Raw genomic sequence first — 16,610 nt, 5'->3', positions numbered from 1 at the left:
CCCGTCATAATGCCACTGCCTGAAAGGTCATGGATTGCGAAGTCTGCCAGTATCGGGGTATATTTTGGCATAAAATGCTAAAAACCGGGGCTGACCTAATGGATCACAAAGATCGCCAAATTATCCGCGAACTGCAAAAAGATGGGCGTATGACCAATCAGGATTTGGCTGACAAGGTGAACCTGTCGCCATCGCCATGCTTGCGGCGGGTGCGCAATCTGGAAGCGGCTGGGGCCATTCGCGGCTATGCGGTCGAGGCGGATGCGGCTGCGTATGGCCTGCCCATTACCGTTTTTGTGCGCATTCGACTTGAACGCCACAACGAAGACGATGTGCAGCACTTTGAGCGTCGCGTTCTGGCGATCGCAGAGGTGTTGGAATGCCATGTTCTGACGGGTGCGACTGATTATCAGCTGCGCGTTGTGGTGGCTGATCTGGAAGCGTATGAGGATTTTATTCGCAACCGCATCCATCCGATTGGCGGCATTGCATCAATTGACACAAGTTTTGTTTACGGCACCGTGAAAAAGACCGATGTTTTCCCGATGGTCGATTAACAGCTTATTTCTGCCGCACGGCATTTTGCCACTCTTCCAAAAACCGTTTGTGCTTGGCGCGGTCCAGATAAACCAGCAAGCCAGGGTCGAGATTGATCGGGCGCTGGGCATCGGATTGCAAGGTGAAGTCGCTTGAAAGATCACTGAAGGGATATTCTTGCGGGCGCGGGGTGGACCAAGCGGCGCGGATCAGATGATCCACAAAGCGTCCGGCCATATCCGCGTTTTCACCATCTTTTAAGATCACCGCCGATCTCATCATCAGATGGGTGTAATCCTCGGGGTCAATCACCACGATATGCTCGGCCAAATCGGTGCGTGCGCGGGCATAGCTGCCCAACACGTTATAGGCGACCAAAATGCGCCCCTCGGCCACACTTTCGATCATATCGCCGGAACAGCAATAGAGTTCCACCCCCAGCCCCCCCATCAGTTCCATCAGTCGCCAATAGGTTTCCGCCGTGCGCGCGTCTTGGGTGGCAAAGAGATACCCAAGCCCACTTTGAGCAACATCATAGGTGCCAATTCTGCCCCGAAACCGGTCTGGCTGATCGCGTAAAAGCGAGATCAGCGCCTGTCGCGTGTGGGGCACTTCGTCTGCGTGCAATGCCTTGGCCGAGACCACAATGGATGCGGGTTCTTGTGAAAAGGCAAACACATGTCCGCGCCATTCCCCCCATTCCGGTAACAGATCTGTCGCGGCGGATTGATGTGCGCGGGTAAAACCGTCATTGGCCAGCTTCACTTGCAAATCCATTGCAGAAGATAGCGCAACATCATACTGCCGTCCCTCTTCGCTTAGGGCTTTCATGACGTCACCTGAACTGGCCACGACATAGTCCAGCCCCACACCGGGGTTGTCGTGCAAGAACACCTCGATCAGCGGGGTTAAAATGGTTGTGTCCGTGGTGGAAATCACGCGGAGGACGTCACCGTCTTTGGGGCCAAACCAGCGGTGATCCTCAATCTCAAACGCCTGTGCGGCCGTGCTGAACAGTGCAATAAGTGTCAGAGTGAGGGGAAGCAAAGCGTGACGCATGCGCCGTCTCCTGTATCGGTGTTTATGATGCGGATTTCGCCGCCATGGGCCTCGACGACTTCGCGTGCGATGGTCAGGCCCAACCCGGATCCGACGGTGCCCTGCACATTGTCGCCCCGCACGAAACGCTCGGTCAAACTGCGCGTGTCCGTGTCGCCAAATCCACCAGCCTGATCATGAACGGAAACACATTCTGTGCCTGCCTCGGTCGTGACACTGACCCACACCTGACGGTCGGAAGGCGAGTATTTGATGGCATTGTCCAAGATGTTGCGGACCGCGTTTTGGATCAAAATCGGGTCGCCCCGCATCAGGCAGGGGGGATGTCCGTCAAACACCAACGAGATGTCGCGCAGCTCAGCCATGGGGCGCAGACGCTCGACCAATTCCTCGGCCAGATTGGACAAGTCAAACTCGGCTTGTTCCAAGCTGTCGATGCGAAAGGTGACCATCGCGTGATCCAGCAATTGCCCCGCCGCTCGCGAGCTTTCGTCGATGGCGCGGATCATTTCGCGCAGGCTGGTGCGGTTGTCCTCCCGTTCAACCCGGCGCAGGGTGATTTCGGCCTGTGTGCGCACGGTGGCCAGCGGTGTGCGCACGCGATGCGCGGCTTCGGCGATGAAATCTTCGGAGCGTGACAAAGATGCACTGAGCCGTTCGATAAAGGTGTTGAGCGAGGTCACAAGCGGTGCCATTTCTGAAGGCACCGGGCGTGCGACCGGGCGCAAATCTTTCGGACCGCGGCGCGATATGGCTTGCGTAAGCGTGGCCAAGGGGCGAATGGTGGATTGCGCCGACCACACCGAAAGCAATGATGCCAAAAGGAAAAAACCGGCGCCAAGCGCCATGGAGGATCGTGTAAGGCGGGTCAAAATCAGGGCCTGACCGTCGCGGGTTTGCGCCACATTGACTGCGATGACCTTTGGAATGCCGTTAAGCGATAAACGTCGCGAGGCTGTGGCCATACGTACGCTATCGCCTTTGTAATCCAATGTTTGAAAAACGGTCGGAAACGCCGGTTGCCCTTGTTGTCCATCGGCGCTCAGGGGGGGGGAAACATCGGGCAAATCCTCGTAACCTGTCAGCAATGTTCCACCGGAGGTGACGCTATAAAACACCCGGTCATCGCTGATGTTCCCCAGCATGGACAGTGCCGCGTAGGGGATATCCACGGAGAGCGAGCCCGCTGTCACGGTGACCGAGTCCAAAATAGAGGTGGCGGAGGCCGACAGGATCCGGTCGTGGCTTTCCTCGGCCACATCGCGCACAAAACCAAGTACAGCGACGATAAGCACACTGGCTAAGATTGCCGCAGTTCCCAGCAGTTGAAGCAGCAGCCGCTTGCGAATTGAACCGCTGATTTGGACGCTGGATTTAGCACCCGCAGTCATGTTTGTGAAATCCTGTACCCCATGCCGCGTACGGTGGTGATTTCAACGCCGGATCCGATTAGATGTTTACGCAGCCGTCCGACATACACTTCGATGGCATTCTCAGAGACGTCCTCTTCGTAAGAAAATAACCGATCCACGAGCTTGCCCTTTGAGAATATTCGCCCGGGTGCCCCCAAAAAGACCTCGAGTAAACGCAGCTCTTTGTTGCGCAAAGTGACAGAGCGATCGCCCACAACCAATGTGCCTGCCATCGGGTCAAAGCGCAAATTTCCGAATCGTTTCTCATTGGAACTGCCCCCGCCACGGCGGCGAAGCACGGCGCGACAGCGGGCTTCGAGCTCGGAAAAATCAAATGGTTTGGTGATGTAATCATCCGCCCCAAGGTCCAAAACGCCCACCCGATCTGACACCTCAGACCGGGCGGTCAACACGATGACAGGGGTTTCATCTTGCCGTTCGCGGTGGGATTTCAAAAAGCTACGACCATCCCCGTCTGGAAGCATAATATCCAACAATATCAAGTCGTAATCGGTTGTGGCAAAAAAGGCTTCGGCGCTTTCAATATCGGGGGCGTGATCGACCACATGGGCGTCCAGTCGCAAACGATCCAAGATGGCATTGGCCAGGCTGGTGTTGTCTTCGACCAGAAGAAATCTCATGCAGGGTGCCTTCTTTCATTTTGGGTGTGACAGGTTTGTGTCAGCTTTACGTGTTCCCTTTCAGACATGCGCGGTGCGCCCGCGATTTGTCAAATGGGAGGATACCATGACTAAACTGAACCTGACCCGGCGGATGATTATGACCGCCGCTGTTGCTGCGATGGGCTTTGCTGCTCCTGCATTGGCCGATGGCCATAAAGTGGTGGACAGCATTCACTTTCTGATCCCCGGTGGGGCCGGCGGCGGCTGGGATGGCACCGCGCGTGGCACGGGCGAAGCATTGACGGGGGCCGGGCTTGTTGGCACCGCATCTTACGAAAACATGTCGGGTGGCGGAGGTGGTAAAGCGATTGGGTATCTGATCGAAAACGCCGCAAGCCAGCATGGCACGTTGATGGTGAATTCCACCCCGATCGTGATCCGTTCGCTGACCGGCGTGTTCCCACATAACTTCCGTGATCTGACGTTGGTCGCTGGCACCATCGGCGACTATGCGGCAATTGTTGTGGGCAAAGACAGCCCGATCAACTCGATGTCGGATTTCATTGCGGCCTATAAAGCGGACATGAAAGGCACAGCTGTCGGCGGCGGGTCGGTTCCCGGCGGGATGGACCACCTTGTCGCGGCGATGGTGATGAAGGCGGCGGGCGAAGATCCCACAGCGCTGAAATACATCCCCTATGATGCGGGCGGAAAAGCCATGGCGGCGCTGCTGTCAGGTGAGATCGCAGCGCTTTCAACCGGCTTTTCGGAAGCGGTTGATCTGGCAAACGCTGGCGAAGTCAAAATCATCGGTGTGACCGCGGATGCACGCGTGGACGCGGCCCCGGATGCGCCGACGATGGTTGAGCAGGGGTTGGAAACCACCTTTGTAAACTGGCGTGGGTTCTTCGGTGCACCCGGTTTGCCCGCTGACAAAGTGGCGATGTACCAAGAGGCCCTGACCAAGATGTATGACACCCCAGAATGGGAAGCTGTGCGCGCGCGTAATGGTTGGGTCAACATCCACAACTCAGGCGATGACTTTAAAGCGTTCCTAGAAGAGCAGGAACAGGTCATCGGTGATCTGATGAAAGAACTGGGCTTCCTTTAAGCCCCTAATTGATGGGCGCGGCCATGTGTTGGCTGCGCCCTTTTTCTGCCCACAATCTTTATCCCGGGGAGGGGACCAATGGCACTGGATCGCTGGATCGCGCTGATTATTCTGATGATCAGCCTCGTCTATGGCTACACCGCTTTTTTCACCATGGATGGGGGCCTTCCGCCGTTCATGCAACGCAATCCAATCTGGCCATCGACCTTTCCCAAAATGCTTTCGGTGCTGACCATTGTCAGCGCGCTGATCATCTTGCTGGGTATTGAGAAGTCTGATGATGAGATCAAACCGAGCGAGATCAATTACCGCCGTTTGACTGAGTATAAATTGGGGCAAGCCCTGATGTTGTTGGGTCTTATGGTGGTTTACGCGTTGCTTTTGCGCCCGATCGGGTTCTTGGCGGCGACCTTTGGGTTTTTGGTGCTGGGCTCCGCTATTTTGGGCGAGCGACGATACGGTGTTTTGGCCCTCGTGGCTGCCCTTGCCGCTGGCATTGTATGGTATTTGGTGCAGCAGGTGTTGGGGATCTTCCTCAGCCCGTGGCCCACATTTTTTGCGGTAGGGGGCTGATATGTTAGAAGGTATTCTTGTTGGTCTTAGCACCGCGTTTTCCATTTCCAACCTTTTGATGGTCATTGGCGGCTGTCTGATCGGGACATTTATCGGCATGTTGCCGGGGCTTGGGCCGATGTCGATCATCGCGATTATGATCCCCGTGGCGATTTCTATTGGTGATCCTTCTGCGGCTTTGATCTTGCTGGCTGGGGTCTATTACGGCGCGATTTTTGGTGGATCTACGTCGTCGATCCTGATCAATGCGCCGGGGGTGGCCTCGACCGTGGCGACCAGCTTTGATGGCTATCCGCTTGCGCGTCAGGGTAAGGCGGGAAAGGCACTGACGGTGGCTGCAATTGCGTCCTTCTGCGGGGGCACAATCGGTGCCATCCTGTTGATGATCTTTGCGCCGGCGCTGGCCTCCGTTGCGCTCTTGTTTCACTCGGCCGAGTATTTCGCCCTGATGGTGGTGGGCCTGTCTGCAATCGCCGCTTTTGCCGGCACCGGACAGGTGGCCAAGGCGCTGTTGATGACCTTTGTGGGGCTGATGATGGCGACAGTGGGCGAAGGCGCGCTGTTCAACATGCCACGCTTTACGATGGGGGTTATGGATCTTCAGTCTGGTTTTGGATTTATCACATTGGCGATGGCAATGTTCGCCTTGCCAGAAGCGATCTATCTGGTGCTTGACCCAAGCCGGTCCAACTCTGACACAGGCGGTGAAATCAAAGACCTGCGTATCACCAAGGCAGAAGCGAAATCCATCGCGCCCGTCATTGGCCGTCAGTCGATCCAAGGGTTCTTGATCGGTGTTCTGCCCGGCGCGGGCGCCACCATTGCGTCCTTCCTTGGCTATGCGGTTGAACGGAATATTGCCCCGAAGGAAGAACAGGAACAGTTTGGTAAAGGCTCGATCAAGGGGCTTGCTGCGCCGGAAAGTGCCAATAACGCGGCCTGTACCGGGTCGTTTGTACCGCTTTTGACATTGGGTATTCCGGGGTCTGGCACCACGGCGATTTTGTTGGGTGCGCTCATTGCGCTAAATGTATCGCCCGGTCCGCGTCTTATGATTGATCAGCCCGAGATTTTCTGGGCGGTGATCATTTCGATGTATGTTGGCAATGTGATCTTGTTGATCCTGAACCTGCCGCTGATCCCCTATATCGCTAAAGTGTTGGCCGTGCCGCGCACCTTCCTGATCCCTTTCATCCTGTTTTTCACCCTGATGGGGGCCTATATCGGCCAGAACAACGCGACGGAACTTTTGATCCTTGTGGGGCTTGGGGTGGCCGCCACAGTGCTTCGGTTTGCGGATTATCCGCTGGCGCCGCTGTTGATTGGGTTCATCCTGGGCTCGATGCTAGAAGATAACTTTGCCCGGTCGATGCAACTTTATGATGGCATCGGATTTATCCTTGAACGTCCGATGACCATGGGCCTGCTGGGCCTGGCCAGTCTGTTGGTGATTTTACCCAGCTATCGGGCGCGCCGGGCGCGGTTGCGGGCCGAAGGGGTTGCCGACGCGGATTGATCCGCCTGCGATTTGAACAGAGCTGACGCCGCCACAGCACATGCCTGTGGCGGCGTTTTCTGTGGTGAGATTACGCGAGAGGAATTTTCCCCATTGCGCCCAGTGGCCCCACGGGCAAACATGCTGCTATAAACGTATCATGCGCGCGTTGTTTCCGCCGTATGTACAAAAAGAAATTGGCAAAAGAGCAATCGAGTATGACTTCCGGGCAAAGCACCAACGATGATTCCGCATCATGGATGGAACGCAAACTAAGGGTTTGCACCTTTGAAAAGGCGGTGTTGCTGGACGCTGTTGAAACCGAATTCGACGACCGGCGGGTTGTGCGTTTGGTCTTTGCATCCCGGTCCAAGATTGACGGGCTTCAGGTCTCTCCCGAGCCACAGAAAATGGTCGTCCATAATTTTGGCGGCGCACCTGTGGTGGACCTCGTATACGCAAGCGTATGTGATCGGGTTTTCATCGAGTTGCAAGGTCAGAGAAAAGAGATAACTCTGAGTGAGAACGAAACGGAATTGTTTCGTGATTTGAATGTTTTGATTGCGGTTCGCAATGGCGAGACCGTTGAAACGACGGTGGAGTGGGTTCGCTATCACATCGCGCAACACGGGATGCAGGGGGTTGTGATTGTTGACCGTGCAAAGCCCAAGGACAGTGCTGAGTTTAGCGCGGCCTTATCCCGAGAGATTGGTCAGTTGGGCGGCTTGGAACAGTTGCTTGTTGTGCATTCCGACGTGCCGCTTGGCAAAGGTGATTTGCCGGACGAAGCGCACCCTTACAACGTGCATGGCGCGCCGGGAAAAGATCGGATGCGAATTCCCGCCGCCGATCCGTGGACATCCCCGCTGGGCGAGATGATCGTCTACGAAATCATGCGCGCGCGGTTTCTGTCCGGGGCGCGGGCGGTTGCCAATGTCGATTTATTTGATTTGATCATTGGGCCTGACGGGGCATCTGTGTTTGATTTGGCCGCAACCTCGCGCACTGGTTATGTGGTGCTTGAAGGGCGGCAAGCGTATCCTTGGCGTGTCCGCGTCGGAGATGTGGCCAGCTTTGCGGATCATATTTGTTTGCAATTTGATTCAAATGCAGTTCGCAAGCGTTGGTGCATCGCCCCGAAAAAACTTGGGAAACGGGCAATCTGGCGGTTGATCCGCGTTGTGGGCGCTGAACCCGATCCTGGTGCGACAGTGCCCTTTTATCGTTTTATGGCTTTGCGTCACCCAACGGACTCTGTGTCCAAAATTGTGCCAAAAACCAGCCTGGTTGAGGCTGATGTTCTGTTGGATCTGGCCACAGGCTATTTTGCCAGCAAGCCGGTGCGTATTCCCGAAGAAAAGCTTGAGAGATCCAAAAACAAGACGCTGAAGACGACCATTGTCACCACGATGAAAAACGAGGGTCCGTTCATTTTGGAATGGCTCGCCTATCACCGGGTCATCGGGGTGGATGATTTTCTGGTTTATACGAATGACTGCACGGATGGCACCGATACGATGCTGGATATGTTGCAGGAAAAGGGCATTGTTCAGCACCGTGACAACCCATTCCGTGACAGTGATCTGAAACCGCAGCATGCCGCCTTGCAAGCGGCTGATGATGAACCGGTCATTCGCAACTCTGACTGGCTGGTCTGTATGGATGTGGATGAGTTCATCAATGTGAAATGTGGCGATGGGCGTTTGCCTGACCTGTTTAAATCGGTCGGAGATGCCAATATGATTTCAATGACTTGGCGCCTTTTTGGGAACAACGATGTGCGCGATTTCAAAGATGAACTGATGATCGAAGCCTTTGATCGCTGCGCTTTTGAAGTGACCCGAAAACCGCATCAGGCCTGGGGGTTTAAAACGCTGTTTCGCAATGTCGGGATTTTCAAGAAGCTGGGGGTGCATCGACCGAAGGGGCTGAAACCGCAGTTGTGGGAAGACATTCGTTGGGTGAACGGCTCAGGAAAAGACATGCCGCCCAGCATGTTTCGCAATGGCTGGCGCTGTTCCATGACGACCTATGGCTATGATTTGGTGCAACTCAATCACTATGCGGTGCGCAGTGCCGAGAGCTTTTTGGTCAAACGAGATCGCGGTCGGGTGAACCATGTGGATCGGGATCAGGGGCTGTCTTACTGGTTTCGAATGAACAACAACGCCGAGGAAGCAACCTCGATCAAACGGATGGTCCCGGCCGTACGCGCAGAAATGGACCGACTTTTGTCTGACCCGGATATTGCAGCGGCCCACGCCCATTCGGTCAAAATGCACCGGGATAAAATCGAAGAGCTAAAAACCCGTGAAGATTTTCTTGAGCTGTTTGACATTCTGACCAGCCGCAAGTTGAAGCGCCTGTCTCGAATGCACGCCCATTTTGGGGCCAATGTGTTTTTGTCGGGTCCAGCCGTCATTCCGGATGAGATTGCGGACCATGAGCCCGGTGATGATTTTTGGTTTACGGTTGAGAAGGGCGAAACCAACCATTAAGGCCTTTTGGATTAGACATATGTGGCAAAAGCGGGTCTCTGCCAGTGTTTGCATATTTGCACCAATACCCCAGAAATGGGCGCACTGTTGGCGTGACTGGGGCGGCGGGCGCATTGACAAGAATGCATTCGGGTCGTTAGAAAATTGTAAGTCCTGCCCGCGAAGGGCATGAAATTACGGTCAAAAATGACCGCAAGTTGCGAGTTGAGGAGGCAGACACCAATGGCACTTCCGACCATTGCATCGCTTTGGGTGGGGGAAGAGCTGAGCTGGTTGGAACAGCTCTGTCTTAAATCCTTCGTTGATCACGGCCACGAGGTCATTTTGTTCACCTATGATGAGGTGAAAGGCATCCCAGATGGTGTGCGCCAGCAAGACGCCAATGACATCCTGCCCGCTGACAATATTATCCGCCACGCCAAAACCGGCAGCCCCGCCTATCATGCGGATGTGTTCCGGCTGCATATGCTTTATCAGACGGACTATGTCTGGGCCGATACAGATGCGTTTTGTTGTCAGCCATGGAAGCTGAAAGGCAAGCATTTTCACGGCTGGATTTCAGATAAGATACCGCAGGTGAACAACGGGGTATTGCGGTTGCCCAAGTCGTCCAAAACGCTGAAGGCGATGATGAAATTCACCAGCGATGAATATCCTATTCCCCCTTGGTATCGAGACGCAAAGCAAGACGAGTTGCGCGCGCGTAAAGCCAAAGGTGAGGGTGAGCATGTATCGCTGTTGCCGTGGGGCGTGTGGGGGCCAGACGCGCTGTCGTGGTTCTTGAAGGACACAGGAGAAATCCGCCACTCGCAGCCGGGACATGTCATTTATCCAGTGCCATTCAGAATAGCGGGGGCGACGTTAAACCCGAACCGCATCAATCAAACCAGAAACATGATCAAGGAAGATACGCTGTCGATCCATTTCTGGGGGCGTCGTTTCCGGAATATTGCTGCGAAATATGGCGGTGTCCCGGCGGAAGGCTGCTATGTTCATGAGCTGCTGAAAAAGCACGAAATTGATCCGTATAAGACACAGCATATGATGGTGGCGAAGGCCAAAAAAACGGAAGAGGTTGCGAGCGAGATTAAGCTGGAAGACCTTGATTTTTCGATGCTTGGTGATGCTGATGTGGCCAATCTCATTTTGCAACGCTCGGAAGGTGCCTCGGCCAGAGATCAGATCAAAGACTGGATGTCGGGCAATGACAAACCGCTGTTGAGCTACGCTAAAGAGCATCGTGAGCAAACACTTCACAGCGTGTTTCGAATTGCGGAGCGTGAATGCGGGCACTTTACTGCGGCTGTTGATGACATCAAGCCACAGCGGCTCGCGGATATCGGATGCGGTTATGCTTTTGCGGACCTTGTTCTTTATCGGCGATATGGCTGTGACATTGTGTTGTTTGATATTGAAACGAGTGAAAAGCGCCATTACGGGCTTCAAAGCACCGGGGCCGGGTTTTCCAACTTGCAAAAAGCGCGAGAGTTTCTTGAGGGAAACGGCGTTCCTGCGGATAAGATCACCACACTTAATCCAACGACAGAAAGCACGGATGAGGCCGGAAAATTTGATCTGGTGATCAGCTTGGCCTCTTGTGGTTTCCATTATCCGATCAACACCTATGACGCGCTTTTTAAGGACCAAGTGACCGACGGCGGCGCCATTGTGCTTGATGTGCGCAAAGGGTCCGGGGGGATCAGCGTGTTGAAAAAATACGGTGAGGTCAGCGTTTTAGGAAAGCATGGGAAAAGCTCTACGGTGCTGGCGCGGGTGCGACATCCCTAGCGGAAAGGTTCAAGCCTTTGTTCGCTTTGTCTAGACCTAGGTCATAGTGTTGAATTCTAGCGGGCGGCCCTCTCATGACAAGGGCTGCTCTGGCACCTTCAAGCGGCGAGTATAACGAAATGAATAATGTACAATTGATAACCGACGCGGCGCTTGGTGCACTGGATCTGGATGATGTTCGCAGCTTTGCGGACATCAATGGTCAGGCCCCTGATCTGGCCATCGCGTTGCACCAACGTTACGGGGTGCAGATTGATGTTCTTTGCGTGGACAGCGATGGCCGGTTTATTGAACCTGATCCGCAAGCGCGGGATGGCTATTTGTCGGCAGTAAGGGATGCGGGGATCGAAGATGATGCCGTGGTCTTTGTGACCAACCGCAAGGCGCTAAAACCCTATGATGTCCTGGCCTCACTCAATGGTTTTGGGGTCCGCGGGAAGGTGCAAAAGCTCAAACGCATTTTGGGACGTGGATTACATTCCGAAAGTCGGCTGGTGATGGAGATCCGCAAAGGATCTGGAAGCTATCCGTTCCTGAACACCTATGGGTCTTGCAATACGCTGCCGATAGAGACAGCGCAGGGCAATCGGGTGGCTGTGATGTCGGTCGAACCGCAGGATGATCCGGTCGATGAGCCCGCAGGTGAATGGTCAAAAGTCGCGGTGGAACTGGCTGGAAACGAGGGTTTCTTTTCAGATCTGGGCGAGCATTCATTTTTGTTCATCCAGCGCAGCGATACGCTTGTGGTGACGTTTGACAATCTCGACATTGCGATGACAAAACGGGATGATCGCCGCCCTTGGGGATTTAGTTTTATCGAGGCGCAAGGCTGGTCGATGTTGGGCGTGATGGCCAAGGGCTGGACATGGTTTCGCGGCGATGAGGTGTCACAGAAGTTCATCGAACTGCGCGACAGTGGCTTTTTTGCCAAATTCAAGCGGGTGGTGTTTTACGGTGCCTCGATGGGTGGCTATGCCGCAGCGGCCTATTCTGCCGCCGCCCCAGGATCGACGGTATTTGCCATCAGTCCGCAATCGACACTGGATAAGTCCATTGTGCCGTGGGAAATGCGTTACAAAAAGGCGTGGTCGCGTGATTTTTCCGGCCCCTTCGGCGATGCTTCGATCTCGAGCCAAGCCGCAAAAGACGTGCACATCATGTTCGACCCATATGTGCGCCCCGATGCCGCCCACGCCGCACGGTATACCGGGGACAATGTGACCTTCTGGCGCTGTCCTTTGCTGGGGCACCGTTTGGGGTCATCCTTGTCCCAGATGGGGGCTTTGCAGACCATTGCCCGAAAAGCGATTGCTGGCGATCTGACAGCGCATGAATTTCATGGGCTATTGCGCGCGCGTCATACCTTTCCAAGGTTCCAACGCGAGCTTGCCAACCTCGCCCTGGATCGCGGGCACCCCGCCCTTGCCAAACAGGTTTGTCGACATATATTACGCCAGCGCGATGACGTGTATTTCCGCCGGATGTTAAAACGACTGGCGTAAGGGAAATCCTGATGCGTCGACGTTGAAAGCCTGTGATGGGGGAAATTGTGGCAGAAACTGATGCAGCTAAAAAATTGCGAGACGTTTCCATAGCGGTTCATGTCGGAGCGCCACACACTGATAACGGCCAGTTGACCTGGTCACTTCGAAAAGATGTGAAAGCCCTGTCCGCTCTTGGTGTCATGATCCGACGCCCCGGAACCTACAAAAAGGACGTCGGGCGGCTTTTGGAAAAGCAGACCAAAGAATATGTCACGGATGAAGAGCGTGAAGCTCTATTGGCCAGAATTATCAAAAAGCAGAAGGTTTCCCGTCTCATTTTAACGGACCCCAGTTTTTTGGGGGTCCCTGCTTGGATGCTGAATGGCGGGCGCATTTATCAAAATGCGGGCCGGAACACGGGTGAGTTGCGCGAGTTGTTTCGCCAAAATCGCTGTGAATTATTTCTGGGTATTCGCAATCCTGCGACGTTTGTCCCTGCGGTTTTTCAATCACAAACGCAAAAAACATGGGAAGAATTTACCGGGGGTGCCGATCTTCTGAATTTGCGTTGGTCGCAGGTGGTAAAAGATATTCTGGCAGATAATCCAGATTGCCCGATCACCGTTTGGTGCAATGAAGACACGCCGTTGATCTGGCCGAAAGTTTTGAAGAAAGTTGCCGGCATTACATCGACATTCAGGTTCGCGGGCGAACATGATATTCTGCAAAAGGTCATGTCTGAACAGGGTATGCAGCGGTTGGAAAACTATCTGGCAGAGCGGCCTGAATTGACCGAAGCACAGCGTGTTCAAGTGCAGTCGTTGTTTCTGAAATACTTCCATTCAGAAGAGGCCGTTGAAGAAGAAATTGATTTGCCCGGCTGGTCGCAACATTTCGTTGACGACATGACGGATGTCTATCTCGATGATATCGCGATCCTTGAACGCATGCCGGAAATCACCTTTATTTCCTGAATTCTACGCATTTACGGCGTCAATTCCTGCAGCAGTTTTTCATCATCCGGTCACAAGTGCCGCGTTGCGACAGGTCCAACCCTTCGTCTGGTTTGTGCTCCTCTCGTGCCATATCGCCCGGCCCCATGACAATGACCGGGAAACCGAGTTCTGCAAAGAAACCTGCTTGGGTACCGAAAGCAACCTTGCTGACGGCTTGGTTCGGCACAAGGGTTTTTGCCCATATCACGGCCGGATCTCCCTGTGGTAAGCCCGTCCTGTATCTTGCACATGGCGTGCACAAACCCAGCAGCGACAAGAATGGCATTCATGTCGTTTGGGGCCGAAGCGCTGTGGCCCGATTGTCCATGCAACCGCGATCTTCAACATTTACGTCATCCACTAGGGTTTTCCGGGCGCGGGACGCGACAGCGTTCACGGACTGTCCGGACGAACGGACGCAAGGTGCGCAAATAGACTGACACTTGTGATGCTTTCGCCGCGTGTTGGTCGCGCTTTAGCCGCCGCTGGCGATCCACAAGCCGCCAAAAGCCGTTGCCCAACCAAGGCTGCGCATTAGCTTGCTGTTTGAAAGGCTCTGACCTGTAATCACGGCGATGCTGATGCCAAAGGCATGAAGTATGGCCGCAGCCAGCGCAAACCCTGCACCAAATGCAACTGCACCTGCTGACCCCAATTCGCCGCCGTGGGCAAATCCGTGGAACAGGCCAAAGACCGCCACGATGCTCGCCGCTGCTGTCGCCGGGAGGCGAATTGCAAATGCCACCGTAAGCCCGAGCGCAAAAACGGAGAGGAGGATGATTGGTTCGACAAACGGAAGAAGGACGCCAGCCACCGCGACGCCGAACCCAAGTACCATTGCGGCCACGAATGCGCTGGGAAGAGCCCAGATTGCACGTCCCCCAAGGGACGCAGCCCACAGACCAACCGCAATCATCGCCAATATGTGATCGAGTCCAAACACAGGATGCGACAGCCCAGCCATGAATGAGCCGTGCTCGTCGGGGTTCAGGTGGGCAAGCGCAGGGCTGGCTGCGAGCGTCGCCATAAGGGTCAAAAATATGCGTTTCATTGTGGTTCCTTGTTTGGGTGAACCGGACACCTCGTTTGAGTCGTATCCATGGTTGATCAGACCACCTAAGAACACCCATTCGCCCAAGCGCGCAATCACACAAAGGCGTTTCGTTGGAGTTTATTTCAGCGCGTCGGGCAAATTCCCAATGACTTACGGGCGGGGGTGTTATCCCTCTCGCACCTCATTCAACTCCATATGTCCCTCGGTGCGGCTGAATACGCGGCGCAGCATGGGTTCAAAAAACGCTAACGGTTTCGTCGGGTAATCCGGGTCAAATGAGCATTGATCGTAGTCGTGGCAGAACCTGACACAGGCGTCATAATGCGGGCTGTCTTTGTATTTCTCACGCGCATGGCGATCCCCGCCAAGGTGGTGATTGTAATAATAGCCTTGAAACACGCAGTGATGTTTTAGGATCCAGTGGGCGCGTTCAGACACATAGGGTTTCACGATGGCGGCGGCGAGTTCACCGTGGTTGAACGGCGACAGCGTGTCGCCAAGATCGTGGATCAACGCGGCAACCACCAGATCCTCTGGTTCGCCTGCTTCATGCGCCCGCGTGGCGGATTGCAACGAGTGTTGATAGCGGTTGATCGGATAGGGTGTGATCTCTTCATCCAGATCCTTCATCGCGGTCAGGATCCGGTCAGGCAAAGCGTTTGCATAAGCCTCGTCATATGCCATCACAGCGAGGAAATCCTCTTTTGTGGCGGTCTCAAAACTGGTCCAAATGGGCGTGGACGGGGATGGTTTTTCCAGCATGGCGGCCTCCTGTTTTCAGAAAGTTTAACAGGCAAACCCCGCCATGCTGCATGTTTTACGACGCGAATATGTCGCGTTAAGTGGTGTGATCCACGACGTTGACGTGCTGTGCCAGCTTACGCACTTCGGCCATCCATGTATCAATCAACCCCAGATCAGATGGCGCGGCTGTGACGCCGGGGGCAATGCTTCCGGCCAAAACCGCCTCAATCGCCAAGGAAACAGGAACAGACACCAAGCGGGCCATGGCCGTGCCGCGCGCATCCCCCCAAGCGTCCATCACATAGGTTTTGTGATAGGCATCGCCAGCTTTCAGTTCGACACACATGATCACACGATCCGGCTCTCCTTCGTCATAGGAGTTTTCGTCCCAGAATTGATCTGACATCTCTTTCAGGCGGGCGTCCCCCGCGGAGCCTTCCAGGGTTTCCACTTCGGCAAACACATCTTTCCACGCCTCGGTCCAACCATTGAGACGCAGGGTGCCGCGCACAAACAGATCCACATTCCAGTCAGGGTCAAACCCGTATTCTTGCATGAACGGAAGCGAGTCGCGGTTTGGATAAACCTCAAAGCTTTCCGCCTGCGCCAAGGGGGCAGCATAAGATGAAATCGCATCCCAAGGGCGCGCGACGTCAAAGGGCTTGCCATCTTTGATCGAGCGTGACGGCGAGCGCAGCGCCTTGAGTACCCCCAAAGGCGACCAACTGAATTTATACCGAAAAGGGTTTGCGTGCTTCGGCACGCCACCGCAATAGGACCGGAAACCAATCGGCAAGCTTGGGTCATAGGCCTCAGATGCGCGGTAATCTGCGACCAGCCAATGCGCCATCAGGTGATCAATGCCGGGGTCAAGGCCAACCTCGTTCACCGAGCATAAGCCCGCCGCTTTGAATTGCGCATCCAGCGCGCGCATCTCGGGGGCAATATAGCTTGAAGAGACAAAATTCGCGCCGTTTTCAAGGCAGATTTTTGCAACCGGGACATGGAGATCCCCAGGCAGCATCGACACCGCGATATCGCCGGGTTTCAGGGCATCCGCCAAGGCTTGGATGTCAAACGCGCGGATGTCCTTTGCCACGTCGCCAACGGCCTCTTCGGCTTTGGCGATTGTGCGGTTCCAGACCACAACATCGTGGCCCAAATCAATCAGGCGACGCAGTCCGGGGATGGCCGACAGGCCGGTGCCACACCAGTGGATTGTCATAGTATTTGTCCT

At 54.8% G+C, this 16,610-nt stretch carries 15 protein-coding genes; 8 read left to right on the top strand and 7 right to left on the bottom strand.

What is annotated here, in order from left to right:
• Positions 1-98 precede the first annotated feature (98 nt).
• Positions 99-557, top strand: coding sequence for an Lrp/AsnC family transcriptional regulator (locus tag KKW20_RS14085; protein ID WP_214568542.1), 459 nt, complete (start codon positions 99-101; stop codon positions 555-557).
• Between the two features lie 4 nt (positions 558-561).
• Here the strand turns inward: KKW20_RS14085 and KKW20_RS14080 are convergent, their stop codons facing one another.
• The 3 genes from KKW20_RS14080 to KKW20_RS14070 are packed head-to-tail and all read right to left on the bottom strand — an operon-like array spanning position 562 to position 3,649.
• Positions 562-1,596, bottom strand: a complete 1,035-nt coding sequence (locus KKW20_RS14080) for an ABC transporter substrate-binding protein (RefSeq protein ID WP_214568541.1) — start codon at positions 1,594-1,596, stop codon at positions 562-564.
• A complete protein-coding gene (locus KKW20_RS14075; RefSeq protein WP_214568540.1) occupies positions 1,566-2,987 on the bottom strand; it encodes a sensor histidine kinase in 1,422 nt (473 codons plus the stop codon). The genes KKW20_RS14080 and KKW20_RS14075 overlap by 31 nt, the downstream gene beginning before the upstream one ends.
• Entirely contained in the window at positions 2,984-3,649 is a 666-nt protein-coding gene (locus KKW20_RS14070) for a response regulator transcription factor (protein ID WP_214568539.1), read from the bottom strand. Before KKW20_RS14070 ends, KKW20_RS14075 begins: the two co-directional genes overlap by 4 nt.
• 106 nt (positions 3,650-3,755) lie before the next feature.
• On the opposite strand from KKW20_RS14070, the gene KKW20_RS14065 reads away from it, so the two are divergent.
• The 7 genes from KKW20_RS14065 to KKW20_RS14035 all read left to right on the top strand — a co-directional run bounded on the left by KKW20_RS14065 (position 3,756) and on the right by KKW20_RS14035 (position 13,554).
• Entirely contained in the window at positions 3,756-4,742 is a 987-nt protein-coding gene (locus KKW20_RS14065; protein ID WP_214568538.1) for a tripartite tricarboxylate transporter substrate binding protein, read from the top strand.
• A 78-nt stretch (positions 4,743-4,820) separates the two neighbouring features.
• Complete coding sequence (locus KKW20_RS14060; RefSeq protein ID WP_214568537.1) at positions 4,821-5,315, top strand: tripartite tricarboxylate transporter TctB family protein; 495 nt, start codon at positions 4,821-4,823, stop codon at positions 5,313-5,315.
• A 1-nt stretch (position 5,316) separates the two neighbouring features.
• Entirely contained in the window at positions 5,317-6,831 is a 1,515-nt protein-coding gene (locus KKW20_RS14055; RefSeq protein ID WP_214568536.1) for a tripartite tricarboxylate transporter permease, read from the top strand.
• Positions 6,832-7,028: 197 nt separating this feature from the next.
• Entirely contained in the window at positions 7,029-9,308 is a 2,280-nt protein-coding gene (locus KKW20_RS14050) for a glycosyltransferase family 2 protein (RefSeq protein WP_246534622.1), read from the top strand.
• A 222-nt stretch (positions 9,309-9,530) separates the two neighbouring features.
• Positions 9,531-11,096 carry an SAM-dependent methyltransferase gene (locus KKW20_RS14045; protein ID WP_214568535.1) on the top strand — a complete coding sequence of 522 codons (1,566 nt, stop codon included), beginning with the start codon at positions 9,531-9,533 and terminating at the stop codon, positions 11,094-11,096.
• A gap of 119 nt (positions 11,097-11,215) precedes the next feature.
• On the top strand, positions 11,216-12,598 hold the full coding sequence (locus tag KKW20_RS14040; RefSeq protein WP_214568534.1) for a hypothetical protein: 1,383 nt from the start codon (positions 11,216-11,218) through the stop codon (positions 12,596-12,598).
• Positions 12,599-12,780: 182 nt separating this feature from the next.
• Positions 12,781-13,554, top strand: a complete 774-nt coding sequence (locus KKW20_RS14035) for a hypothetical protein (RefSeq protein ID WP_246534621.1) — start codon at positions 12,781-12,783, stop codon at positions 13,552-13,554.
• 19 nt (positions 13,555-13,573) lie between these two features.
• On the opposite strand, the gene KKW20_RS14030 is transcribed toward KKW20_RS14035, so the two are convergent.
• The 4 genes from KKW20_RS14030 to KKW20_RS14015 form a co-directional block, all read right to left on the bottom strand.
• On the bottom strand, positions 13,574-13,783 hold the full coding sequence (locus KKW20_RS14030; protein WP_214568532.1) for a hypothetical protein: 210 nt from the start codon (positions 13,781-13,783) through the stop codon (positions 13,574-13,576).
• A 267-nt stretch (positions 13,784-14,050) separates the two neighbouring features.
• Positions 14,051-14,626, bottom strand: a complete 576-nt coding sequence (locus KKW20_RS14025) for a HupE/UreJ family protein (RefSeq protein ID WP_214568531.1) — start codon at positions 14,624-14,626, stop codon at positions 14,051-14,053.
• A gap of 168 nt (positions 14,627-14,794) precedes the next feature.
• Positions 14,795-15,391 (bottom strand): HD domain-containing protein, encoded by a 597-nt coding sequence (locus KKW20_RS14020; protein WP_214568530.1) that lies wholly within the window; start codon positions 15,389-15,391, stop codon positions 14,795-14,797.
• A 76-nt stretch (positions 15,392-15,467) separates the two neighbouring features.
• Positions 15,468-16,598: a saccharopine dehydrogenase family protein gene (locus KKW20_RS14015; RefSeq protein WP_214568529.1), complete on the bottom strand. Its 1,131-nt coding sequence runs from the start codon at positions 16,596-16,598 to the stop codon at positions 15,468-15,470.
• Between the last annotated feature and the right edge of the window lie 12 nt (positions 16,599-16,610).

The sequence above is a fragment of the Aliiroseovarius lamellibrachiae genome, assembly GCF_018599245.1.
GTDB classification, from domain to species: domain Bacteria; phylum Pseudomonadota; class Alphaproteobacteria; order Rhodobacterales; family Rhodobacteraceae; genus Aliiroseovarius; species Aliiroseovarius lamellibrachiae.
Note: the sequence above shows the minus strand (reverse complement) of the source record. Positions and strands in the feature narration are given on the sequence as shown.

Excerpts from the sequence above, each read along its gene's own strand:
- KKW20_RS14085 (WP_214568542.1), top strand. The coding sequence starts at position 99 with ATGGATCACAAAGATCGCCAAATTATCCGCGAACTGCAAAAAGATGGG.
- KKW20_RS14080 (WP_214568541.1), bottom strand. The coding sequence starts at position 1,596 with ATGCGTCACGCTTTGCTTCCCCTCACTCTGACACTTATTGCACTGTTC.
- KKW20_RS14075 (WP_214568540.1), bottom strand. The coding sequence starts at position 2,987 with ATGACTGCGGGTGCTAAATCCAGCGTCCAAATCAGCGGTTCAATTCGC.
- KKW20_RS14070 (WP_214568539.1), bottom strand. The coding sequence starts at position 3,649 with ATGAGATTTCTTCTGGTCGAAGACAACACCAGCCTGGCCAATGCCATC.
- KKW20_RS14065 (WP_214568538.1), top strand. The coding sequence starts at position 3,756 with ATGACTAAACTGAACCTGACCCGGCGGATGATTATGACCGCCGCTGTT.
- KKW20_RS14060 (WP_214568537.1), top strand. The coding sequence starts at position 4,821 with ATGGCACTGGATCGCTGGATCGCGCTGATTATTCTGATGATCAGCCTC.
- KKW20_RS14055 (WP_214568536.1), top strand. The coding sequence starts at position 5,317 with ATGTTAGAAGGTATTCTTGTTGGTCTTAGCACCGCGTTTTCCATTTCC.
- KKW20_RS14050 (WP_246534622.1), top strand. The coding sequence starts at position 7,029 with ATGACTTCCGGGCAAAGCACCAACGATGATTCCGCATCATGGATGGAA.
- KKW20_RS14045 (WP_214568535.1), top strand. The coding sequence starts at position 9,531 with ATGGCACTTCCGACCATTGCATCGCTTTGGGTGGGGGAAGAGCTGAGC.
- KKW20_RS14040 (WP_214568534.1), top strand. The coding sequence starts at position 11,216 with ATGAATAATGTACAATTGATAACCGACGCGGCGCTTGGTGCACTGGAT.
- KKW20_RS14035 (WP_246534621.1), top strand. The coding sequence starts at position 12,781 with ATGATCCGACGCCCCGGAACCTACAAAAAGGACGTCGGGCGGCTTTTG.
- KKW20_RS14025 (WP_214568531.1), bottom strand. The coding sequence starts at position 14,626 with ATGAAACGCATATTTTTGACCCTTATGGCGACGCTCGCAGCCAGCCCT.
- KKW20_RS14020 (WP_214568530.1), bottom strand. The coding sequence starts at position 15,391 with ATGCTGGAAAAACCATCCCCGTCCACGCCCATTTGGACCAGTTTTGAG.
- KKW20_RS14015 (WP_214568529.1), bottom strand. The coding sequence starts at position 16,598 with ATGACAATCCACTGGTGTGGCACCGGCCTGTCGGCCATCCCCGGACTG.